The organism is Umezawaea endophytica (assembly GCF_025061645.1).
Lineage (GTDB): Bacteria > Actinomycetota > Actinomycetes > Mycobacteriales > Pseudonocardiaceae > Umezawaea > Umezawaea endophytica.
Map to the genome: position 1 here is coordinate 97,409 of NZ_JANYMP010000025.1, position 20,690 is coordinate 118,098.

Annotated in this window: 23 protein-coding genes; 13 read left to right on the forward strand and 10 right to left on the reverse strand. The window is 71.8% G+C overall.

Going from position 1 to position 20,690, the window contains the following annotated elements; translation table 11 throughout:
- Positions 1-5: 5 nt before the first annotated feature.
- Positions 6-233, forward strand: a complete 228-nt coding sequence (locus NZH93_RS37875) for a prevent-host-death protein (protein WP_259628108.1) — start codon at positions 6-8, stop codon at positions 231-233.
- Between the two features lie 72 nt (positions 234-305).
- On the opposite strand, the gene NZH93_RS37880 is transcribed toward NZH93_RS37875, so the two are convergent.
- Together NZH93_RS37880 and NZH93_RS37885 are read right to left on the reverse strand one after the other, a co-directional pair.
- Positions 306-1,679 (reverse strand): mycothione reductase, encoded by a 1,374-nt coding sequence (locus tag NZH93_RS37880; protein ID WP_259628109.1) that lies wholly within the window; start codon positions 1,677-1,679, stop codon positions 306-308.
- Positions 1,680-1,748: 69 nt separating this feature from the next.
- Entirely contained in the window at positions 1,749-2,279 is a 531-nt protein-coding gene (locus tag NZH93_RS37885; protein WP_259628110.1) for a YbhB/YbcL family Raf kinase inhibitor-like protein, read from the reverse strand.
- 161 nt (positions 2,280-2,440) lie between these two features.
- On the opposite strand from NZH93_RS37885, the gene NZH93_RS37890 reads away from it, so the two are divergent.
- Positions 2,441-2,920: an AMIN-like domain-containing (lipo)protein gene (locus NZH93_RS37890; protein ID WP_259628111.1), complete on the forward strand. Its 480-nt coding sequence runs from the start codon at positions 2,441-2,443 to the stop codon at positions 2,918-2,920.
- 63 nt (positions 2,921-2,983) lie between these two features.
- Here NZH93_RS37890 and lon read toward each other — a convergent pair whose 3' ends face one another.
- The gene (gene lon, locus NZH93_RS37895) at positions 2,984-5,359 is read right to left on the reverse strand and encodes an endopeptidase La (protein WP_259628112.1); all 2,376 of its coding nucleotides are present in this window, start codon (positions 5,357-5,359) and stop codon (positions 2,984-2,986) included.
- Between the two features lie 100 nt (positions 5,360-5,459).
- On the opposite strand from lon, the gene NZH93_RS37900 reads away from it, so the two are divergent.
- The 3 genes from NZH93_RS37900 (at position 5,460) to NZH93_RS37910 (ending at position 8,103) form a co-directional block, all read left to right on the forward strand.
- Positions 5,460-6,236 carry a leucine-rich repeat domain-containing protein gene (locus tag NZH93_RS37900; protein ID WP_259628113.1) on the forward strand — a complete coding sequence of 259 codons (777 nt, stop codon included), beginning with the start codon at positions 5,460-5,462 and terminating at the stop codon, positions 6,234-6,236.
- 72 nt (positions 6,237-6,308) lie between these two features.
- Positions 6,309-7,103, forward strand: a complete 795-nt coding sequence (locus NZH93_RS37905; RefSeq protein ID WP_259628114.1) for an SAM-dependent methyltransferase — start codon at positions 6,309-6,311, stop codon at positions 7,101-7,103.
- A gap of 133 nt (positions 7,104-7,236) precedes the next feature.
- Positions 7,237-8,103: a hypothetical protein gene (locus NZH93_RS37910; RefSeq protein ID WP_259628115.1), complete on the forward strand. Its 867-nt coding sequence runs from the start codon at positions 7,237-7,239 to the stop codon at positions 8,101-8,103.
- On the opposite strand, the gene NZH93_RS37915 is transcribed toward NZH93_RS37910, so the two are convergent.
- Positions 8,090-8,743 carry a CatB-related O-acetyltransferase gene (locus NZH93_RS37915; RefSeq protein WP_259628172.1) on the reverse strand — a complete coding sequence of 218 codons (654 nt, stop codon included), beginning with the start codon at positions 8,741-8,743 and terminating at the stop codon, positions 8,090-8,092. The genes NZH93_RS37910 and NZH93_RS37915 overlap by 14 nt on opposite strands.
- Positions 8,744-8,759: 16 nt before the next feature.
- Entirely contained in the window at positions 8,760-9,998 is a 1,239-nt protein-coding gene (locus NZH93_RS37920; protein ID WP_259628116.1) for an alpha/beta hydrolase-fold protein, read from the reverse strand.
- A 76-nt stretch (positions 9,999-10,074) separates the two neighbouring features.
- Here NZH93_RS37920 and NZH93_RS37925 point away from each other — a divergent pair, with 76 nt between their 5' ends.
- Complete coding sequence (locus tag NZH93_RS37925; protein WP_259628117.1) at positions 10,075-10,647, forward strand: TetR/AcrR family transcriptional regulator; 573 nt, start codon at positions 10,075-10,077, stop codon at positions 10,645-10,647.
- Positions 10,648-10,658: 11 nt separating this feature from the next.
- A complete protein-coding gene (locus NZH93_RS37930) occupies positions 10,659-11,042 on the forward strand; it encodes a hypothetical protein (RefSeq protein ID WP_259628118.1) in 384 nt (127 codons plus the stop codon).
- Here NZH93_RS37930 and NZH93_RS37935 read toward each other — a convergent pair.
- The gene (locus tag NZH93_RS37935; RefSeq protein ID WP_259628119.1) at positions 11,020-11,754 is read right to left on the reverse strand and encodes a helix-turn-helix domain-containing protein; all 735 of its coding nucleotides are present in this window, start codon (positions 11,752-11,754) and stop codon (positions 11,020-11,022) included. The genes NZH93_RS37930 and NZH93_RS37935 overlap by 23 nt on opposite strands.
- Positions 11,755-11,831: 77 nt before the next feature.
- Here NZH93_RS37935 and NZH93_RS37940 point away from each other — a divergent pair, with 77 nt between their 5' ends.
- Entirely contained in the window at positions 11,832-12,251 is a 420-nt protein-coding gene (locus tag NZH93_RS37940) for a VOC family protein (protein WP_259628120.1), read from the forward strand.
- Here NZH93_RS37940 and NZH93_RS37945 read toward each other — a convergent pair.
- Positions 12,248-13,171: an alpha/beta hydrolase gene (locus NZH93_RS37945; RefSeq protein ID WP_259628121.1), complete on the reverse strand. Its 924-nt coding sequence runs from the start codon at positions 13,169-13,171 to the stop codon at positions 12,248-12,250. The genes NZH93_RS37940 and NZH93_RS37945 overlap by 4 nt on opposite strands.
- 69 nt (positions 13,172-13,240) lie before the next feature.
- On the opposite strand from NZH93_RS37945, the gene NZH93_RS37950 reads away from it, so the two are divergent.
- Positions 13,241-14,266 (forward strand): M48 family metallopeptidase, encoded by a 1,026-nt coding sequence (locus NZH93_RS37950; protein ID WP_259628122.1) that lies wholly within the window; start codon positions 13,241-13,243, stop codon positions 14,264-14,266.
- Between the two features lie 79 nt (positions 14,267-14,345).
- The gene (locus NZH93_RS37955) at positions 14,346-15,122 is read left to right on the forward strand and encodes a S1 family peptidase (protein ID WP_259628123.1); all 777 of its coding nucleotides are present in this window, start codon (positions 14,346-14,348) and stop codon (positions 15,120-15,122) included.
- A gap of 230 nt (positions 15,123-15,352) precedes the next feature.
- Here the strand turns inward: NZH93_RS37955 and NZH93_RS37960 are convergent, their stop codons facing one another.
- Entirely contained in the window at positions 15,353-15,967 is a 615-nt protein-coding gene (locus NZH93_RS37960; RefSeq protein ID WP_259628124.1) for a LysE family translocator, read from the reverse strand.
- A gap of 176 nt (positions 15,968-16,143) precedes the next feature.
- Here NZH93_RS37960 and NZH93_RS37965 point away from each other — a divergent pair, with 176 nt between their 5' ends.
- The gene (locus NZH93_RS37965) at positions 16,144-16,887 is read left to right on the forward strand and encodes a serine protease (protein WP_259628125.1); all 744 of its coding nucleotides are present in this window, start codon (positions 16,144-16,146) and stop codon (positions 16,885-16,887) included.
- Positions 16,888-16,916: 29 nt separating this feature from the next.
- Complete coding sequence (locus NZH93_RS37970; protein WP_259628126.1) at positions 16,917-17,375, forward strand: GNAT family N-acetyltransferase; 459 nt, start codon at positions 16,917-16,919, stop codon at positions 17,373-17,375.
- On the opposite strand, the gene NZH93_RS37975 is transcribed toward NZH93_RS37970, so the two are convergent.
- Positions 17,329-18,507 carry an 8-amino-7-oxononanoate synthase gene (locus NZH93_RS37975; RefSeq protein WP_259628127.1) on the reverse strand — a complete coding sequence of 393 codons (1,179 nt, stop codon included), beginning with the start codon at positions 18,505-18,507 and terminating at the stop codon, positions 17,329-17,331. The genes NZH93_RS37970 and NZH93_RS37975 overlap by 47 nt on opposite strands.
- Before the next feature lie 36 nt (positions 18,508-18,543).
- On the opposite strand from NZH93_RS37975, the gene NZH93_RS51000 reads away from it, so the two are divergent.
- The gene (locus NZH93_RS51000) at positions 18,544-19,725 is read left to right on the forward strand and encodes a cytochrome P450 (RefSeq protein ID WP_308214290.1); all 1,182 of its coding nucleotides are present in this window, start codon (positions 18,544-18,546) and stop codon (positions 19,723-19,725) included.
- Here NZH93_RS51000 and NZH93_RS37985 read toward each other — a convergent pair.
- Entirely contained in the window at positions 19,722-20,687 is a 966-nt protein-coding gene (locus NZH93_RS37985) for a quinone oxidoreductase family protein (RefSeq protein WP_259628128.1), read from the reverse strand. The genes NZH93_RS51000 and NZH93_RS37985 overlap by 4 nt on opposite strands.
- Between the last annotated feature and the right edge of the window lie 3 nt (positions 20,688-20,690).

Sequence of the window (20,690 nt, forward strand, 5' to 3'; positions counted from 1 at the left end):
GCCGCATGAGCAAGGAGATCACCGGGCACGAGCCGCGCAGCGACCGCGACGCGATCGTCCGCGCCGGCGCGGGTGGTGAGGTGTTCGTCGTGACCAGCGACGGCGGGCCGTCCGTCCCGCCGGGTCGCCGGACCTTCGTCCCGCGCGCCGAACTGGCGCGTGCCGCCGTTCGTGCGCCGGTGATCGATTCGGCGGCGTTCCGCGCCGACCTGGACGCGCCCTTCCACCGCTGAGCGAGCGGCGGTGCGTGGACGGCCTCGATGACCGCACTCGGCTCCATCGCGGGCCGTCCACGCACCGTCTGACTAGTCCAGCGGCAGGTTCAGCAGGGCGTTCTCGACCAGTTCCGGCATGGCCGGGTGGATCCAGTACTGGCCCTTGGCCATCGTGCGGGCGTCCAGGCCGAAGCTCATGGCCTGGATGAGGGGCTGGATGACGGTCGGGGCCTGCGGGCCGATGATGTGGGCGCCCAGCAGTTCGCCGGTGGTCGGGTCGGCGAGGACCTTGGCGAAACCGGTCTGGTCCTCCATGGCCCAGCCGTAGGCGATCGACGCGTACGCCTGCGTGCCCTTCACGTACCTGACGCCCCGCTCGATCGCCTGCTCCTCGGTGAGGCCGACGGACGCGATCTGCGGTGACGAGAACACGGCCGACGGGACGTACCGGTGGTCCGAGGCGATCGGCGCGTCGGGGTGCAGCAGGTTGTGCCGGACGACCTTGCTCTCGTGGTTCGCGACGTGCTTGAGCTGGTACTCGGAGCTGATGTCGCCGAACGCGTAGATGCCGTCCACGACGGTCTTCTGGTACTCGTCCACGACGATCCGGCCGTCCGGGTGCGTCGTCACGCCGGTCTGCCCCAGGTCGAGCAGGTCGGTGTTCGGGGTGCGGCCGGTGGCGATCAGCAGCGTCTCGGCGTCCACGACCTCCGCGCCGTCCGGACCCTCCAGGTGCAGGCGGAGGCCGCCGTCGACGCGCTCGGCGCGCACGGTCTTGCGCTGCAACCGGACGTCCCACTTCTCGGCGGCGAGCGAGGTGAAGCGCTCGGCGATCTCGCGGTCCTCGTGGCGCAGCAGCAGGTCGGAGCGGGCGATCATCGTGACGCGCACGCCGAACGACGAGAACACGTGCGCGAACTCGTTCGCGACGAACCCGCTGCCCAGGATGATCATGCTCTTGGGCAGCTCCTCGAGCCGCATCACGGTGTCGCTGGTGTGGTAGTCGACCGTGTCGAGGTCCACGACGTCCGGGATGACCGGCCTGCTGCCCGCGCCGATCGCGAACCGGTCGGCGGTGATGACCTCACCGGTGCCGGTGTCGAGCGTCTTCGGGCCGACGAACTTCGCGGTCCCCTGGTAGACGGTCACGTTCGCGTTGTCCTCGGACCGCCAGCGCAGCCCGCCCGCCGAGATGGGGTCGATGCGCCCGAAGATCCGGTCCCGCACGTCCGGCCACCGCACGCCGTCCAGGTGCTCGTCGACCCCGAACTTCGCCGCGCCCTTCGGCGTGGAGGCCACGTCCGCGGTGTGCACGAACATCTTCGTCGGGATGCACCCGACGTTCAGGCAGGTGCCGCCGAACACGCCCTTCTCGACGATCGCGATCTGCTGGTCCGCGAACCGCTCGTCGGGGATCGAGTTCCCGGAGCCGCTGCCGATGATGACGAGGTCGAAGTGCCGCACGATGCCGTCCTGCCTGGTAGGTGAGGGTCCTACTCTCTCAAACGGGCAGGACGGCCGTGCGATTCCCGACTAGTCCTGCCGAAAGACAGGGGTAATGATCGCCCGCGCCAGCGTGTGGAACGCCAGGTTGAAGCTCACCACGGCGGGCGAGGCGTCCCCGTCGACGTCGAGCGCCTCCACGTCCACCGCGTGCACCGCGAAGAAGTACCGGTGCGCCGGGTCACCCTCCGGCGGGGCCGCCCCGCCGAACGCCCGCGTGCCGTAGTCCGAGCGCACGTGGAACGCGCCACCCGGCAGCGTCTTGTCGTCCTCACCCGCACCGGTCGCCAGTTCGGTCACCGACGCGGGCACGTTCACCGCCACCCAGTGCCAGAACCCCGACGGCGTCGGCGCGTCCGGGTCGAAGCACGTCACCACGAAGCTCTTGGTGGCCTCGGGGAAACCGGACCAGCTCAACTGCGGCGAGGTGTTGCCGCCCGCGAACACCTGCGCCTGCGGCAGCGTCTCGCCGTCGCGCACGTCGGTCGACGTCACGCTGAACGACGGCACCACCGGCAGCAGCGAGTAGGGGTCGGGAGCAACGGGGCGCTCAAGGCTCATCGGGTCCTCCACTGGTGATCATCGGTCGGATCGAGCCTAGTGGGGGCACTCGGACGGCGCAGTTTCCGCCGTTCGCCACCAAAGGGACCGCTCAGCGTCTCTAATGGGGAAGCGCTCCTCGGGGCGGAGCGCGTTTTGGCCACGCTTGGGGAGGGGTAGCCATGAAAGCTCGTTTTCGCGCTGTCGTCGTGCTGTTCGCGGCGTTGACCGCTGTCGCGTCGGTGGTGTCCACGGCGTCCGCGACGTCGGGGACGCCGTTGCTGACGAACGTCCGGGTGGGGGCGCACGCGACGTACGACCGGATCGTGCTGGACTTCGCGGGAGCCAGGCCGGGGGACGTGTTCGGGGACGTCGTGCCCGAGCTGTTCTACGACGGTTCCGGCAAGCCCGTGAACCTGCCCGGCACGTACTTCTACCAGGTCGTGGTCCGGCCCGCCGCCGCGCACGACGACAACGGCAACCCGACGTACACGGGGTCGCGAAAGTTCGACACCCCGCAGTTGTCGAACGTCCAGGCGTTCGCGATCACGGGTGACTTCGAGGGCCAGTTGACCGTGGGGCTCGGTTACCGCCGGGCGACCTGGCAGTCGGTCACGGTCCTGGACAACCCGACGCGGGTGGTCATCGACATCGGCGTCTAGCCGCTGGATATCGCACGGGAAGGCCCCGCTCGGCTGACCGAGCGGGGCCTTCGCACGTCGGGACTACGCCGCGACGGTCACCTCGGCGGCTGCGGGCTCCAGGGCGTGGACCAGCACCTCGCGGACGTCCGCGACCAGGTGCACGGTCAGCGCCTCGCGGACCGACTCGGGCACGTCGTCCAGGTCGGGCTCGTTGCGCGCCGGGAGCAGCACGGTCGTGATGCCCGCCCGGTGCGCGGCCAGCAGCTTCTGCTTGACGCCGCCGATCGGCAGGACGCGGCCGGTCAGCGAGACCTCACCGGTCATCGCCACGTCGGCCCGAACGGGTCGGCCCGACAGCAGCGACGCGAGTGCCGTCGTCATGGTGACGCCCGCACTCGGACCGTCCTTCGGCACGGCCCCGGCGGGCACGTGGATGTGCACGCCGCGGTCGGCGAGCGAGCCGACGCCGAAGCCCAGCTCGTCGTCGTGCGACCGCAGGTAGGACAGCGCGATCTGCGCCGACTCCTTCATCACGTCGCCCAACTGCCCGGTCAGCGTGACGCCGCTGGCGCCGGAGTCCTTGGCCGCCAGCGAAGCCTCGATGAAGAGGACGTCACCACCGGCTCCCGTGACGGCCAGCCCCGTCGCCACTCCGGGGACCGAGGTGCGCTCGGCCGATTCCGGCGTGTGCTTTGGCTTGCCGAGGTACCCGCGCAGGTCGGGCACGTCGACGCCGACCGGCAGGACGTCCTCGTCCATCGCGACCTTCGCCGTGACCTTGCGCAGGATCCGCGCGAGGCCGCGTTCCAGTTGCCGCACACCGGCTTCACGGGTGTACTCGCCCGCCAGCTTCCGCAGGGAGTCCTCGGAGATCGTGACCTCCTCGGGCGTCAGACCGGCCTTCTCCAACTGCCTGGGCAGCAGGTGGTCGCGGGCGATCGTGACCTTCTCGTCCTCGGTGTAGCCGTCGAGCTGCACCAGTTCCATGCGGTCGAGCAGCGGCGCCGGGATCGTGTCGAGCACGTTCGCCGTGGCCAGGAACACCACGTCGGACAGGTCGAGGTCGACCTCCAGGTAGTGGTCGCGGAACGTGTGGTTCTGCGCCGGGTCCAGCACCTCCAGCAGCGCGGCCGTCGGGTCGCCCCGGTAGTCCGAGCCGACCTTGTCGATCTCGTCCAGCAGCACGACGGGGTTCATCGTGCCCGCCTCGGTGATGGCGCGGACGATCCGGCCGGGCAGCGCGCCGACGTACGTGCGGCGGTGGCCGCGGATCTCGGCCTCGTCGCGCACACCGCCCAGCGCGACCCGGACGAACTTGCGGCCCATGGCCCGCGCGACGGACTCGCCGAGCGACGTCTTGCCGACGCCGGGAGGACCGACGAGGGCCAGCACGGCTCCGCTGCGACGGCCGCCCACGACGCCCATGCCGCGGTCGGTCCGCCTGCGGCGCACCGCCAGGTACTCGGTGATCCGCTCCTTCACGTCGTCCAAGCCGGAGTGGTCGGCGTCCAGCACGGCGCGCGCGCCGAGGATGTCGTACGCGTCGTCGGTGCGGTCGTTCCACGGCAGCTCCAGCACCGTGTCCAGCCACGTGCGGATCCAGCCGACCTCGGGGGACTGGTCGGAGGTGCGCTCCAGCTTGTCCACCTCGGTGAGCGCGGCCTTGCGGACGTGCTCCGGCAGGTCGGCGCCCTCGACGCGGGCGCGGTAGTCCTGCTCCTCCGTGGCGGGCTTGCCGTCCAGCTCGGCCAGCTCCTTGCGGATCGCGGCCAACTGCTGGCGCAGCAGGAACTCCCGCTGCTGCTTCTCCATGCCCTCCTTGACGTCCTTGCGGATCGTCTCGGCGACGTCCAGCTCCGCCAGGTACTCGCGGCCCCACACCAGCAGCTTCTCCAGCCGCTCGGTGACGTCGCTGGTCTCCAGCAGCCAGACCTTCTGCTCCTCGGTCACGTACGAGGCGTAGCCGGCGAGGTCGGCCAGCGCCGACGGCTCGTCCACCTGCTGCACGGAGTCGACGACCTGCCAGGCGCCCCGCTGCTGGAGGATCGTGGTCACCAGCGCGCGGTACTCGCGGGCCAGCTCGTCGGTGCGCTCGTCGGAGGCGGGGATGTCGGCGACGGTCGCCTCGACCCACAGCGCCGCGCCCGGCCCGGTCGTCCCGGTGCCGATCCGCACGCGCTCGGTGCCGCGCACGACGGCCGCGCGCTCGCCGCCGGACAGCCTGCCGACCTGCTCTATCACGGCCAGCGTGCCGACCTTGGCGTACTTGCCGTCGAGCCGCGGCACCAGCAGCAACTGCGCCTTGGCCCCGCTCTCGGCGGCGGCGGTGGCGGCCTCGACGGCGGCACGGGCCTCGGCGTTGGCGTCCGCGCCGGAAAGCCGGACGGGGACGACCATGCCGGGGAGCACGACCACGTCGTCGAGGGGCAACACCGGAAGTGCCAGAGTCCTGCCCATCAAGTCACCCTCCAAAGTTGAGTCTGACTGGCTCAACCAAGTGGAGCCGCCGAATGTTTCCTCTCGGCGTTCGCTCTGAGCGAGCACCTAGGGTGTCGCAATGCAGAGCCTCGACCTGGACGGCCAAGGACTGACCGAGCTCCCCGACCTCTCGCCCGACCTGTGGGAGCTCAGCGCGTACGACAACGCCCTCACGGCGCTGCCGGACCCGCTCTGGGAGCTGGGCGAACTCCGGATGCTCAACGTCGCGGTCAACCGGATCGGCGAGCTGTCGCCGAAGATCAGCGGGCTCACCACCCTGCACACCCTCGACCTCGGCCACAACGCGCTGACGGCCCTGCCGGATTCCCTCGGCGACCTGACCTCGCTCGACCGGTACCTCTACCTCAGCGACAACCGGCTCACGTCCGTGCCGGAGTCGTTGGGCGGACTGGTCAAGCTGCGCTACCTCAACATCACCGACAACCTGCTGACCTCGCTGCCGTCGACGATCGGCGGTCTGGTCGGCCTGCGGGAACTCCGGCTCTACGGCAACCGGTTGACGGCGCTGCCCGAGTCGATCGGCGACCTCGTCCGGCTGCGGGAACTGCACCTGCGCGGCAACCTGCTGACGGCGTTGCCGGGGTCCACCGGCGGCTTGACCGACCTGCGCGAACTCAGCCTGCGCGACAACCACCTGACCGCGCTGCCCCCGGAGATCGGCGACCTGGCCGCGCTGCGGGTCCTCGACCTGCGGAACAACGCCCTGTCGACGCTGCCGGACGTGCTCGGCGGGCTACCCGCGCTGGAGAAGCTCGACCTGCGCTGGAACAAGCGGCTCACGATGCCGGTGTGGCTGCTCGACCTGGAACGCCGCGGCTGCGTCGTGCTCACCTGACCGCACCTGGACAGGTCCCGACGCGGCGCGGTTGGATCGGATGATCGACATCGTGGTGCGGGGAGGACCGTCGTGGAGCTGTGGGTGCCGTCCTCGGTCGACCTGAGCAGGCCGAGCGTGGCGCGGATGTACGACTACTTCCTCGGCGGCTCGCACAACTTCGCGGTCGACCGCGAGACCGCCAAGGCCATCGAGAAGATCTACCCCGGCATGGCGGGCGCCGCGCGCGCCAACCGCAACTTCCTCCGCCGCGCCGTCCGCTACCTGTGCGCCCAGGGCGTCGACCAGTTCCTGGACCTCGGCTCGGGCATCCCGACGGTCGGCAACGTCCACGAGATCGCCCAGCAGACCAACCCCGCCGCCCGCGTCGTCTACGTCGACGTGGAACCCGTCGCCGTCGCCCACGGCAACGCCCTGCTGGCCGGCAACGACCGGGCCGTCGCCGTCCGCGCCGACCTGCGCGACCCCGACGCGGTGCTGGCCACCCCCGAGGTCCGCGGCGTGCTGGACTTCGACCGCCCGATCGCCGTGCTGCTCGCCTCGGTCCTGCACTTCGTGCCCGACGGCGACGACCCGCACGCGGCCGTGGCGCGCTACCGCGACGCCGTGTGCCCCGGCAGCTACGTGGCCCTCTCGCACGGCAGCCTGGAGGGGATGCCGCAGGACAGCGTCACCAGCGGCGAACGCGTCCGCGCCGTCTACCAGCGCACCGACGCCCAACTGGTCCTGCGCTCCACCGCCGACATCACCCGCTTCTTCGACGGCCTTGACCTGGTCGAGCCCGGAGTGGTGCTGCTGCCGGAGTGGCGTCCGGACTCGGACGACGCGTACATCAGCGCGTACGTCGGCGTGGGGAGGAAACCGTGACGTGCTTGCGCCCGTTCGAGTCTCATGTGGACACGAACGAGTGAGTGGTGCGTCACGCGGATAACGCTGCGTGCGGGACTCTCGACGGAATGGACGACCGGACCATCGGTGTGTCCACGTTGGAGGCGATCCCATGACGCAGCCCCCCGCAGTTCCTCCCGAACCACTACCGCCGTACGGGCAGCAGCCGCAGTGGGGGCCGCCTCCGGGAGGCCAGTACGGCCCGCCTCCGGGGCAGTACGGCCCGCCGCCCGCGCCTCCGCGCTCGAAGAAGCCCAAGCGGTGGCCGTGGATCGTCGTCGGTGTCATCGCGGTGCTCGTGGTGATCAGCGCCGCCAACGACGGCCTGCGGTCGAAGCGGGAACCGGACGCCGCGGCGGGATCGTCCTCGGCCGCCCCGGCCGAACTCGCGAAGGCCCCGACCACCTCGGTCGCACCACCGAGGACGACCACCCGGACGACGACCACCACGACCACCCCGCCGCCACCTCCACCGACCGTCTACACCGGACAGGGCGACGACGTGCTCACCCTGGACCGGCCGAGCGGCCTGAAGATCGTGAAGTTCGAGTGCCCCGCCTGCACGAGCAACACCACGCTCAAGTCCGACGGCTTCGAATCGTTGCTGGTCAACGAAATCGGTGCCTACAGCGGTCTGCGGTGGATGGACATCAGGGACGGCAGCCGCACCACGACGCTGACCGTCGGCGCGGAGGGCGCGTGGACGGTGACCGTCGGCGGGCTCGAACTGGCCCCCTTGGTCGACGGCGTGGCGACGGGCACCGGCGACTCGGTCGTCTTCCTCACCACCAGGTCGACCAAGGCGAAGATCGGCAACGTCGGGGACGGCAACTTCGCCGTCCACGTCGTGTCCCTGAAGGCGAGCAGGGTCGACCTCGCCGTCAACACCATCGGCGGTTACGACGGCACCGTGCCGCTGGCCGGTCCGGCGATCGTCCAGATCACGTCCAGCGGCGACTGGTCGGTCACCCCGTCATGAGCCCGTTGGCCCGTGCGATCCCCCCGATGTCCGCGGGCGTGCCGGACATGATCGTCCGCACGTGCTCCGTCACCAGGTCGACCGGCCAGTCCCACCACGCGGCCCGCAGCAGCAGGTCGATCTCCTCGTCGGAGTACCTGGCCTTCACCGGTTTCGCCGGGTTGCCGCCGACGATCGTGTAAGGCGGTACGTCGGCGACCACGACCGAGCCGCTGGCGATGATCGCGCCGTGGCCGATGGTCACGCCGGGCATGATCATCGAGCGGTAGCCGAACCACACGTCGTTGCCGACGGTGGTGTCGCCCTTCGTCGGGTTGGCCAGCATGAGGTCGACGGTGGACTCCGCCCAGGGGCCGCCGAAGATCGTGAACGGGAACGTGGAGACGCCGCTGGTCAGGTGGTTGGCGCCGGCCATGATGAACGTGGTGCCGGCGGCGATGGCGCAGTACTTGCCGATGACCAGCTTCTCGGCGCCGTAGGAGTAGAGGACGTTGCGGCTCTCGAACAGCGTGGCGTCGTCCGGGTCGTCGTAGTAGCTGTAGTCGCCGACCTCGATGGTCGGGGAGGTGATCAACGGCTTGAGCAGCACGACCCGCGGGTGGTCGGGGAGCGGGTAGAGCTGGTCCGGGCTCGGGGCGATGGGCACGGTGGTCCTCTCAGGCGGGGAGCAGGGCGCGGAGGCCGCGGACGGTGCTGCGGCGGAACGTGGCGAAGTCGTGGCCGCCGGGGGCCTCGTGGTAGTCGACCCGGTAGCCCTTGGCGCGCAGCACGGTCCGCAGGTGGCGGGTGGCGGCGCGCTGGTCGACGCCGGGGGACAGGGGGCTGGGACCCGTCTCCAGGGTGCCCACGTCGAGCCAGAAGCGCAGCGGCAGCAGGGGCGCGTCGGCGTACTGGCGGGTCAGCCACTCGGGCTCGGAGTCCTTGCCCCAGCCCGTTCCGCTGTAGCCCCACCAGTGCGAGCCGGAGCAGGACAGCACGGCCTCGAACACGTCCGGGCGCGTCAGCGCGGCGTGGGCGGCGGCCAGGCCGCCGAGGCTGTTGCCCGCGACGACGGCCCGGTCCGCGACGGTGTGCAGCGAGCGGACGAACGGGACCACGCGGTCGGCCAGCAGCGCCGCGAAGGCGGGGTCGCACGCCATCTCGGCCATCCGGGCCGCCATCCCGCCGGAGTTGTGCACCATCGCCACGACGGCGGGCGCGATCTCGCGGCCCATGAGGTTGTCGAGCGCGGCGGGCAGGTCGGCGACGAGCGGCCAGCACTCGCCGTCGAGCAGCACCACCAGCGGGTACGTCTCGGCGGCGCGGTAGCCCGGCGGTGTGTAGACGGTGACGGTCCGGTCGTCGAGCCGGTGCTCGGTGAGCGCGCCCCGCTCGCCGACGGGGGTGTCGAACCAGTCGACCGGTTCGGCGTCGGGCAGCACCAGCACGGAGTCCCAGTGCGCCCGGTCGGCGGTCCGCTCACCCGCGACCAACGCCATCTGCGGGAACAGGCCGCGCGGGTTGACGGGGTCGGCGAACATCCGGGCGCGCGCCGCGACCATGAGCCGCCCCAGTTCGGCCAGGTCGTCGCGGTCGGCGTCGGGGAACGGGTCGTCGACCAGGTACTGGTAGCAGGCGACCACGTCGGACGGGACGACCGCGTCGAGGTGCCACACCTCCGTGCCCGGTACCCGCCGCATCGGGTGCGACAGCGCGTTCGGGTCGTCGAACACCTGCGCCCGCACGGAGACCTGCCGCTCCGGCCCGATCCAGACGAACGTCACCCGGACGGTGTCGTCCGTGAGCCGGTGGACCAGCGGTCCGCCGGAGTCGGCCAGGTCGGCGCGCAGCCGTTCGGTCGCCCCGACGAGGTCCTGTTCGGCCTCGGCGGTGAAACGAGCGAGTCGGTCCGACATCCGGACAACCTCCCTAATGCAACAAAAGTTGCGTTATTGTGGTCAGGTCCGCCCCGACGACGCAACTGGATATCCGATGAGCACCCGCCCCGGTGGCCGCTCGGCCCGCGTCCGCGACGCCGTGCTGGCCGCGACCTACGCCGAACTGGCCGAGCACGGCTACCCGGCCCTCACCGTCGACGCCGTCGCCACCCGCGCGGGCGTCCACAAGACCACCGTCTACCGGCGCTGGGGCAGCGTCGACGACCTCCTCGCCGACGCGCTCGACCAGACCCGCGACACCCCGTGGGCGCTGCCGGACACCGGCACCGTGGAGGGTGACCTGATCGCCATCACCACCGAGGTCGCCGAGGCGTTCGGCCACCTCGCGGTGCCGACGGCGGTCGTTGCCGCCGCGTTCCAGTCACCCCGTGCTGCCGGCGCCCTCCGCGACTTCTACGCCGCCCGCCAGACCCAGGCGGCGTTGGTGGTCGTCCGAGCGGTCGAACGGGGTGAACTCCCCGCGGACGTCGACCCGGTCGACGTGGTCCGCACGGCCTGCGCGCCGCTCTACTACCGCGTCTTCGTCACCCGCGAACCCGTGGACGTCGCCGTGGCCGAACGCGCGGCCCGTGCCGCGCTGGCCGCCGCCCGCGCGGGCGTGATCTAGCATCCGGACCCGTGGACAAGACGCGATTCGGGTGCTGGCTGGTCGCCGCCGTCGCCGTGGTGCAGACGATCTCGACCCTGCTGTCGCCGCTGGCGGCGGAACTCGTCGCCACCGCCGTGCTGTTCAACGCGGCCGCGGGCTTCTCCACGTTCCTGCTGCTGCGCCGCCCGGACCGCAACCGCTGGCCGCTGGTTCTGTGGACGGCGGGCTTCTTCGGCTGGCACGTCACCGGCCTGGTCACGATGGCGGGCCTCGTGTCGACCGACCTGGACGCCGCGTTCCTCATCGCCTCGCAGCGGGAGTTGTCGGTCGCCTACCAGGTCGTCCTCGCCACGTTGGCGGGCTTCGCCGTGCACATCCTGCTGCCGCGGCCTAGCCCGGCTCGGCGGCGCTGAGCAGCAGCACACCCGCTTCCGGGTCCTCGCTCGGCCGCAGCAGCGAGAACGTCCACGGCCTGCCGTCGACGCACGCGGTCGTCGTGCGGAACGCCCGCACGGACCGGCACTCCCACCAGCACGCCAGCTCGGGCCGCAGCGCCGCGAACCGGTCGAGCAGCTCACGGGTGCGCGGGTCGTCCGGGTGGCGGTCGGCGTGCATGCGGAACTGGCGGAACACGTCCTGCGCCAGCGGTTCCCACCCCGTCACCCGGTCGCGCACGGCGGGGTCGGTGAGCAGCAGCACGAGGTTGCGCTCCGGCAGCCGCCACAGGTCCAGGTAGGCCGGGTTGGCGGTGACCAGGTCGAAGCGCCGGTCCACCGCCGCCGCGGGGCCGGGCCACGCGTCCACGAGGGGGCTCAGCACCGCCGCGAGGTCCACGTCCGAGTCCGCCACGGGCCGCAGCCCGGCCAGCGCCAGCACGTGGCCGTGCGAGTCGGGGTCCAGCCGCAACGCCCGCGACACGGCGTCCAGCACCTGTCGGGACGTGTCCACCCGGCCCTGCTCCAGCCACGTGTACCAGGCCAGGCCCACGCCGGACAGCGCCGCGACCTCCTCCCGCCGCAGACCGGGGGTGCGGCGGCGGGACCCGCCCGCCAGGCCCACGTCGGACGGGGTCAGCCGCTCGCGGTGCGCGCGGAGGAACGCGCCCAGTTCCTGTTTGCTCGCCACGCCCCGAGCCTATGACCGCCGGTAACCGCATGAACCGCTGTCTCGTCCCGTGGACGTCGAGCCCGCACGCTGGACCCATGACCGATCAGCTCTGGCGCCGCGACCCCGACTCGTCCACCCGCGAGACGCCCCGCCCGTACATCCGCGCGTTCGTGCCCCGCGGCGGGCTCGACGCCGCGATCACCTTCTACGAGGAGTTGCAGGGCGTGGAGGTCGACCTGCGCACGCCGTACCCGGAGAAGGGACTGGACATCGCGACCGTCGGCGCGTTCCTGCTGGTCGAGGGCACGGAGGAGGTCCTCGAACCGTTCCGTGCGACGCACGGGACCCTGCTCGTGGCCGACCTCGACGTGTACGAGCAGCGGCTGGTGGAGCGGGGCGCGGAGATCCTGGACGCGCGGATCGACGTGCCCACCGGGTCCGGGCTCACGGCCCGGCACCCGGACGGGACGATCGTGGAGTACGTCCACCACCGGCCCCAGCCGCACGAGCGTTAGCGGTCCAGGAACTCGTCGATCACGGCGAACGCCTTGTCGCGCACGGGTTCGGCGGACAGGAGCAGGTCGTGCATGCCGCCCGCCACGGCCAGCGACGTGACCTGGCCGCCGAGCTTCGGCGCCCAGCGTTCGATGTGCTCCACGTCGAGCACGGTGTCCGTCACCATCGCGCGCTCGGTGAACGCCTTCGCGTGCAGGTGGCTGGCGTCCGAGCGCAGCACCAGCGCGGGCACGCCGACGTCGAGGCCCGCGTGGAGGCGGAAGTGGGCCAGGCGGATGGCCCGCAGCCAGCCCGCGAGCACCGGGAACGCCATGATCGGCTTCCAGGTCAGGTCGAAGTCCCACTCGCCGTGGTGGTCGCGGTGGATGCTCTCGCCGTACACCGGGCCCAGCCCCGGCTTGAGCACGAGCTTCGGGGCGACGCGCCCGACACCGCGCACGACGGTCGTGCCGACGGTCTGCATGATCCACGGCTCGGCGAGGTCGAACCACGGGCTGTTCAGCACGAGCGCGTCGACGACCTTCGCGGCCCGGCGGTCGTGCGCCCACAGGCTGGTGATCAGGCCGCCGGTGGAGTGGCCCATGACCACCAGGCGCTCGTGGCCGTGCTCGGAGCGGATGATCCGCGCGGCCTCGTCCAGCTCCTGGTGGTACTCGTTCAGGTCGGTGGTGAAGTTGGGGGTCTCGCCCGGCTTCAGCGACCGGCCGTACGCGCGCAGGTCGACGGCGTAGAAGTCGTAGCCGAGGGCCGCGTAGTGCTCGGCCACGTGCCGCTGGAAGAAGTAGTCGGCCCAGCCGTGCACGTACAGGATCGCCCCGCGGGTCGCCTCGGGCGCGCGGTGCCGCACGAGGGTCGCGGTCGCGCCGCCCACCGGCAGCGTTCGGGTCTCGAAATCGGCACCAAGCACGTCAGCGGTCATCGGGGCAGTCTGCCCGCTGATAACCCCGTTCCGGCAGGCCGCCGCGCGAATCGTGTCTAACCTGGGGTGATGACCGAGGAGATCGAACGTTCGACGGCCAGGGTGCGCTTCGCGGGGATCAGTCCACGGGCGTACGAACATCCGGCCGACCGCGGCGCACTCGCGCTGCTGCGCGCCGTGCCGGGCATCGGCCCGGTCCTCCAGGCGGTGGCGGGCGCGTTCACCGAACGCGGGGAGCGCCTCGTCTACCTGGCGTCGTCCATCAGGGTCGGCCCCAAGCAGTACCCGAAGCTCGACCGGCTCAGGCTGGAGGCGGCCGCGACGCTCGACGTCGACCCGGTGCCCGAGCTGTTCGTGCAGCGCAACCCGGTGCCGAACGCGTTGACGCTGGGCATCGACAAGCCGTTCATCGTGCTCACCACGGGCCTGGTCGAGCTGCTGGACGACGAGGGCCTGCGGTTCGCCATCGGCCACGAGATGGGCCACGTCCTGTCCGGCCACGCGCTCTACCAGACGATCCTCCAGCGGCTGATGCAGCTCCAGTACAGCCTGGGCTGGATGCCCGCGGGCTACTGGGCGATCCGCGCCGTCATCGCCGCGCTGCACGAGTGGTACCGCAAGACCGAGCTGTCCTGCGACCGCGCGGGCCTGCTCTGCGTGCAGGACCCGGCCGCCGCGCTGCGCGTGCACGTGGCGATGGCGGGCGGCATGGACACCTCGCAGATCGATACGGCGGAGTTCCTGAAGCAGGCCAAGGAGTACGAGCAGGTCGAGGACATCCGCGACAGCGTGCTCAAGCTGGTGAAGACGTGGCCGCTGACGCACCCGCTGGCCGTCGTGCGGGCCGCCGAGTTGCAGAAGTGGGCGGCGTCCGAGCAGTACCGGGAGATCCTGACCGGCACCTACCAGCGCCGCGAGGACGACCGGCCGACCAGCACCTTCACCGACGACATCAAGTCCGCGGCGAAGTCGTACAAGGACTCGATGAACATGTCCGAGGACCCGTTGATGAAGGTGTTCAACGAGTTCGGCGAGGTGCTGGGGAACACGGCGGGCAAGGTCTGGAGCAAGTTCGGGAACTCCCCGAACAACTGATGTTGGGCCGAACGGCCCAGTTTTGTCGGACGTCTGGCCTAGTGTCCTGGGTGTTGTCGGATCGCACCGAGGAGGCCCCGTGGGGGAGATCAAACGACGTTTCGCCGTGGTGATGGCCGGGCTGGTCGGGGCGGTGGCGCTGGTGGCCGCCGCCCCGCCCGCGTCCGCGGACGTGGAGATCGTGGGTGGTGAGCGGGTCTCGGTGGTCGACCACCCGTGGGTGGTGTACCTGACCGACCCGAGCGGGTTCCAGTTCTGCGGCGGCACGCTGGTCGCGCCCACGAAGGTGGTGACGGCGGCGCACTGCACGACGGGGCGGACGGCCCCCGGGTTTCGGGTGGTGGCGGGCCGGGAGGACAAGCGGAGCACCGCGGGCGTGGTGAGCGAGGTGAGCCGCGTGTGGGTGCACCCGGACTACGTGACCGCGGAGAAGGGGGAGGACGTGGCGGTGCTGACGCTGCGGAAGCCCTCGCTGTACGGGGTGCTGCCGGTGGCCGAGGCGCCGGGGGTGTACCCGGCGGGGACGTCCGCCGCGATCTTCGGGTGGGGGCGCGTGAGTGAGCAGGGGAGCACGTCGCGGTACCTGCTCGGGGCGACCGTGCCGGTGACGTCGGATGAGGAGTGCTCGGCGGCGTATGCGCAGTACGACGCTGGGCAGATGGTGTGCGCCGGGTTCGCCGAGGGTGGGGTGGATACGTGCCAGGGGGATTCCGGGGGGCCGTTGGTGGCCGGGGGGAGGCTGGTCGGGGTGACCTCTTGGGGTGAGGGGTGTGCTCGGGCTGGGAAGCCTGGGGTTTATGCGCGGGTGGCGGCATTTGGGGCGGTGCTGGCGCCGGAGTTGGTTGAGGCTGGGTAGAGGGCTCGGGTTTGGGAGGGGAAGGCGGGTTGGAGAGGGGTGGAGGGCGGGGGTCGGTCGTCACCCCGCTCGCTTGATTGTCTCCATGCCCACTTTGGTTTGTCAAAGCGGGAAAGATGCCTTGACAAACCAAAGTGGGCATGAGGGCGCTTCGGATCGGGGTGGCGCCCTGGGTGTGGGTGACTGGTGGGGTGCGTGCGTCCGGTCGGGTTGCGTTGGGGGCGGGTGTTCTAGAGGACCAGTCCTACCGACATGGTCAGGAACACGGCTGCGCACACGGCGTCTAGTGCGGTGGTCACGCCTGGGCGCTTGAGCTTGCCCGCTACGCGGCTTGCGGCGATCACGATGAGCAGTTCCCACAGTGCCGCCAGGCCCAGGAAGACGACGGCGAGCATTGCCAACTGGGCGGTGGGGTGGCCTTGGCCGATGAACTGCGGCAGGAACGCCAGGGAGAAGAGCAGCATCTTCGGGTTGGTGATGTTGGTCAGGAAGCCGCGGCGGAACGGGCGGTCGGCGACGGCCTCCAGTGGTTCGTCCGCGGTGTCGTGGCGGTGCAGGAGGCCGCGGGCGATCGTGAGTGCCAGCCACAGCAGGTAGGCCGCGCCGATCCAGCGGAGGGCGACCAGTGTGACGGGGTAGCGGGCCAGGACCACGCCCAGGCCGGAGATCACCACGCCCACCTGGACGAAGCTGGCCGAGTGGATGCCCGCCAGCGCCCACAGGCCCGCGCGGGTGCCGGAGCGCATCGAGGTGCGCAGCAGCAGGAACGCGTCCACGCCAGGGGTGAGGACGACGACCGCGCAGGCGATCAGGAAGGCCGGTAGTTGACCGAAGTCGAGGAACACGCGTAGACCTCCCAGATTTCCGGACAGACCGTTGTGATCTGTGCGATACGTCGTTAAATCTCCGGCAACATGGAACTCTAACAGGACGATCTGCGGTATTAGTCCCGGCCGCGTGGCTTTCCGGTGGGCCGCTACGGTGGGTAGTCGTTCGTCCACTTGCCGTAGAGGAGTGCTCCATGAGGACCACGACGTCCTTGGTCGCCGCCATCGCGGCCGTGTTCGCGTCCGCCACCCCGGCGCACGCGATCGTCGGCGGCACCGAGGCGCCCGCCACGCCGTGGGCCGTCGCGCTCACGGACGCGAACGGGCAGTTGTTCTGCGGGGGCGCGCTGATCGCGCCGGACCGCGTGGTCACGGCCGCGCACTGCGTGACCGAGCGGTCGGCCGTCGGCGGGCGCGGTCGGGCGCCGGAGTCCATCCGCGTGGTCGCGGGGCGGTCCGACCTCCGCGTCAAGGGCACGTCCGCCAAGGTCGCGAGCGTGTGGCGGCACCCCGCCTTCCGCGACGTGACGGGCGGCGACGACGTGGCGGTGCTCACGTTGAGCGAGCCGCTGCCGCAGGCGCCCGTGCCGCTGGTCGACGCTGACGACACCGCGAGCTACGCGGAAGGCACCGAGGCGACCGTGCTGGGGTGGGGTCGCACGGCGGAGGGCGCGGCGCCGTCGCCGACGTTGCGCCAGGTGAGCGTGCCGATCGAGGCGGATTCCGACTGCGCCAACGAGGTCCAGGGCTTCCGGGCGGACGGGATGGTGTGCGCCGGGTACCCGCAGGGCGGGAAGGACGCGTGCGAAGGCGACTCGGGTGGTCCGATGGTCGTCCGAGGCAAGCTCGTCGGTGTCGTCTCCTACGGCAAGGGCTGCGCGCGTCCGGGCGAGCCGGGGGTCTACACGCGACTGGCCGCGTACCGGTCACGCCTCTGAACCACCCGCCCTGTGATATCCAGGCGGATGTGCGCACATCACCGTTTCACGCCACCCTGCGCAGGCAGTGGGCGGCAGACCTGACCACAGCGCAGCTCTACGCGTTCCTGCGTCTGCGCAGCGAGGTCTTCGTGATCGAGCAGTCCTCCATCTACCGGGACCTCGACGGCCGCGACCTCGAACCCGGCACCCGCCACTTCTGGCTGGAGGTCGACGGCGAACCCGAGCCGTTGGCCTACCTCCGGCTGGTGGAGGAGCCCGACGGCACGTTCCGGATCGGCCGGGTCGTGACTGGACGGGCCGCGCGCGGCCGCGGCTACAGCCGCCGGCTGGTCGAGGCCGCGCTCAGCGAGGTCGGCAGGGTGGACTGCGTGCTGGACGCGCAGACCTACATCGCCGACTTCTACGGCTCGTTCGGGTTCGTGACCGAGGGGGACGAGTTCATCGAGGACGGGATACCGCACCTGCGGATGCGCCGGTCTCGCTGATCACCCGCACCGCGCGGTCGACGTCCGCGTCGGACAGGTCCGCGCGGGCGGTGAGCCGGAGCCGGGACACGCCGTCCGGGACCGACGGCGGGCGGAAGCAGCCAACGACGACGCCGCTGGTGCGGCACGCCTCGGCCCAGGTGAACGCGGCCTCGGCGGACGGCGCCTGCACGGACACGACCGCGGCGGCGGGCGTGCTGGCGCGCAGACCGGCGGCGCGCAGCCGTTCGGCCAGTTCCTGGGCCACGGCGACCACCCGCGCGGGCCGGTCCGGTTCCTCGCGCAGCACCTTCAGCGCGGTCAGCGCCGCGGCGGCGCTGCCGGGGGCGAGGCCGGTGTCGAAGATGAAGCTGCGGGCCGTCTCGACGAGGTGCCGGATGACCCGGCTGGGTCCGAGGACCGCCCCGCCCTGCGCGCCGAGCGACTTCGACAGGGTGACCGTGGTGACGACGTCCGGCGACTTCGCCAGGCCCGCCGCGTGCACCGCGCCCCGCCCGCCGTCGCCGAGCACGCCGAGGCCGTGGGCGTCGTCCACGACCAGCGCCGAGTCGTGCTCGCGGCACGCGGCGACGAGCTGGTTCAGCGGCGCGAGGTCGCCGTCGACGGAGAACACCGAGTCCGTCACGACGAGCGCGCGGCGCTTGCCCCTGGTCGCCAGGGCGTGCGTGACCTGGGGGACGTCGTTGTGGCCCGCGACGACGACGTCGGCCTTGGACAGCCGGCAGCCGTCGATCAGCGAGGCGTGGATGTACTGGTCGGCCACGATCGCGGTGCCCGGCCCGGTCAGCGCCGTGAGCGCGCCGAGGTTCGCCGCGTAGCCGGAGGAGAAGACCAGCGCGGCCTGCGCGCCGCAGAAGTTCGCGAGCTCGTACTCCAGCTCCATGTGCAGCTCGGTGCTGCCCGTGACCAGCCGCGACCCCGTCGAACCCGCGCCCCAGCGCATCGACGCGGCGGCGGCTGCCCCGGTCACGCGCTTGTCCCGCGCCAGTCCGAGGTAATCGTTCCCGGCGAGGTCGAGGTCCGTCGAGGACGCCGGTCGCGGTCGAAGCCTGCGGGTCAGTCCGGCCTTGGCGCGGGCCTCCGCGCGGGTGTCGATCCAGTCGAACACCGAGTCACCTGTGCTCACGCTCACGGCGGCAGTCTCCCACCGGCCGGATACGGTCCTGGCGTGCGGACCTCCCAGCTCGACCTCTTCGGGGCCGACTTCACCGCCGATCCGCACCCGGAGCTGCGCCGCCTGCGGTCGGAGAGCCCGGTGCACCACGACCCGGCGACGGGGTTGTGGCTGGTCAGCCGGTACGCGGACGTGCGGGCCGCGCTCGCGGACCCCGAGGCGTTCCGCCCGGACAACGCGCTGACGGCCGTGACGCCGATCTCCCGTCCGGTGCTGCGCGTGCTGGCTCGGGCCGGGTTCTCCCTGCCGCCGACGCTGGCCAACAACGGCACGGACACCCACACGGGCCTGCGGCGGCTGGTCGCCGGGTTCCTCACGCCCGCGCGGGTCGCCGCGTTCGAGGACCGGATCGCCGAGCTGTGCGAGGAGCGCCTCCGGACGCCCGCCGACCTGCACGCGGAGCTGGCCCGCGACCTGCCGTGCGTGGTGCTGATGGAGGTGCTCGGCATCTCCGACGTCGACGTGCCCGCGCTCAAGGCGTGGAGCACGGCGTCGCTGGAGCTGTTCTGGGGCAACCCGTCGCCGGAGCGGCAGCACGAGCTGGCCGTCGACGCGAGCGCATTCCACCGCTGGCTGACCGCGCGGATCCGGGCCGCGTCGCCCGGCGGCGACGACCTGTTCAGCGCGCTGGTCGCCCACGGCACACCGGTCCGCGAGGCCGCCGGGCTCTGCTACTTCCTGCTGATCGCGGGCCAGGAGACGACGACGCAGCTCCTCAGCACGCTGCTGGACCGGGTGCTCCGGCACCCCGACGTGTGGCTGCGGCTGGCCGACGGCGAACCCGGCCTGGCCGCCGCGTGCGTCGAGGAGGTCCTGCGCCGCGAACCGCCCGTCACGACGTGGCGGCGCGTAACCAGCCGTCCGGTCGCGCTCTCCGGCGTCGACCTGCCCGCGGGCGCGCCGCTGCTGCTGATGCTCGCGGGCACCGGCTCGGACCCCGACGTGTTCGCCGAGCCGGAGTCGTTCTGCCCCGGCCGTCCCGGCGCCCGCAAGCACCTCGCGTTCGGCTACGGCAGGCACTTCTGCCTGGGTGCGGGCCTGGCGCGGCTGGAGGGCGAGGTCGTGCTGCGCACGGTCGCGCGCCGCTTCCCCGACCTCCGCCTCGCCTCGCCCGAACCCCCGCCGATGCTCGGGCTGCTGTCGTTCCGCGCCCCGCTCGGCGTGGCCGTCGTCTAGGGGATCAGGAACGTCTTGCCGGTCGTGGTCCTGGCCTCCAGGGCCCGGTGGGCGGCGGCGGCCTCGGCCAGCGGCCAGGACTCGCCGAGCACGGGGCTGAGTTCGCCGGACGCGCCGAGCGCGAACACGTCGGCCAGCAGCCCGGCGGCGTACGCGGGGTCGCCCGCCAGGTTGCGCAGGCCGATGAGGCCGACGCCCTTGCGCACCAGGTCCTTCACGGCGATGTCGGCGAACGAGCCGGACGCGGTGCCGTAGACGACCATCCGGCCGACGCCGTCGCGCAGCAGGTCGAAGGCGGAGCGGGTGACGGTGCCGCCGACCGAGGACAGCGCCACGTCGACCGGTTCCAGCCCCGAGGTCCAGTCCGGGGTGGAGTAGTCGACGGTCTCGTCGGCGCCGAGTTCCTTGGCGGCGGCCAGTTTCGCGTCGCCGCGCGCCAGTGCCACGGCGGTCGCGCCCGCGCGGGTCACGAGCTGCACCAGGAGGCTGCCGACCCCACCCGCGGCGGCCTCGATCAGCACGCGTTCGCCCGCCTGGATCCGCGCGGCGTCCATGAGGCCCGCCGCGGTGACGCCCTGGAGGAACAGCGCGAGGGCCTGCCGCGCGTCGAGGCCGGGCGGGACGGGGACGGCGCCCGCGGCGGGCAGCACGGCGAGTTCCGCGTAGGCGCCGCGGAGGGCGAAGCCGACGACCTCGGTGCCGACCAGGTCGGTGGACACCTCCGGGCCGACCTCGCGGACCACGCCCGTCACCTCGACGCCGGGGATCACCGGCAGCGCCGGTTCCGGGTACCAGTCGTACAGCTCGCTCGACGCCCTCGACCGCTGGAGCGTCTCGCCGTAGTTCAGGCCGATCGCGGTCACCTCGACCAGCACCTCGCCCTGCCCGGCGACCGGGTCGGGAACCTCGTCGACCCGGAGCACCTCGGGCCCGCCGAACTCGTGGAAACGCACCGCGCGCATGGA

Coding starts and splice junctions, on each gene's coding strand:
- NZH93_RS37940 (WP_259628120.1), top strand. CDS start 11,832: ATGACCGATCAGCTCTGGCGCCGCGACCCCGACTCGTCCACCCGCGAG.
- NZH93_RS37925 (WP_259628117.1), top strand. CDS start 10,075: ATGAGCACCCGCCCCGGTGGCCGCTCGGCCCGCGTCCGCGACGCCGTG.
- NZH93_RS37890 (WP_259628111.1), top strand. CDS start 2,441: ATGAAAGCTCGTTTTCGCGCTGTCGTCGTGCTGTTCGCGGCGTTGACC.
- NZH93_RS37900 (WP_259628113.1), top strand. CDS start 5,460: ATGCAGAGCCTCGACCTGGACGGCCAAGGACTGACCGAGCTCCCCGAC.
- NZH93_RS37945 (WP_259628121.1), bottom strand. CDS start 13,171: ATGACCGCTGACGTGCTTGGTGCCGATTTCGAGACCCGAACGCTGCCG.
- NZH93_RS37875 (WP_259628108.1), top strand. CDS start 6: ATGAGCAAGGAGATCACCGGGCACGAGCCGCGCAGCGACCGCGACGCG.
- NZH93_RS37920 (WP_259628116.1), bottom strand. CDS start 9,998: ATGTCGGACCGACTCGCTCGTTTCACCGCCGAGGCCGAACAGGACCTC.
- NZH93_RS37910 (WP_259628115.1), top strand. CDS start 7,237: ATGACGCAGCCCCCCGCAGTTCCTCCCGAACCACTACCGCCGTACGGG.
- NZH93_RS37885 (WP_259628110.1), bottom strand. CDS start 2,279: ATGAGCCTTGAGCGCCCCGTTGCTCCCGACCCCTACTCGCTGCTGCCG.
- NZH93_RS37950 (WP_259628122.1), top strand. CDS start 13,241: ATGACCGAGGAGATCGAACGTTCGACGGCCAGGGTGCGCTTCGCGGGG.
- NZH93_RS37985 (WP_259628128.1), bottom strand. CDS start 20,687: ATGCGCGCGGTGCGTTTCCACGAGTTCGGCGGGCCCGAGGTGCTCCGG.
- NZH93_RS37965 (WP_259628125.1), top strand. CDS start 16,144: ATGAGGACCACGACGTCCTTGGTCGCCGCCATCGCGGCCGTGTTCGCG.
- lon (WP_259628112.1), bottom strand. CDS start 5,359: ATGGGCAGGACTCTGGCACTTCCGGTGTTGCCCCTCGACGACGTGGTC.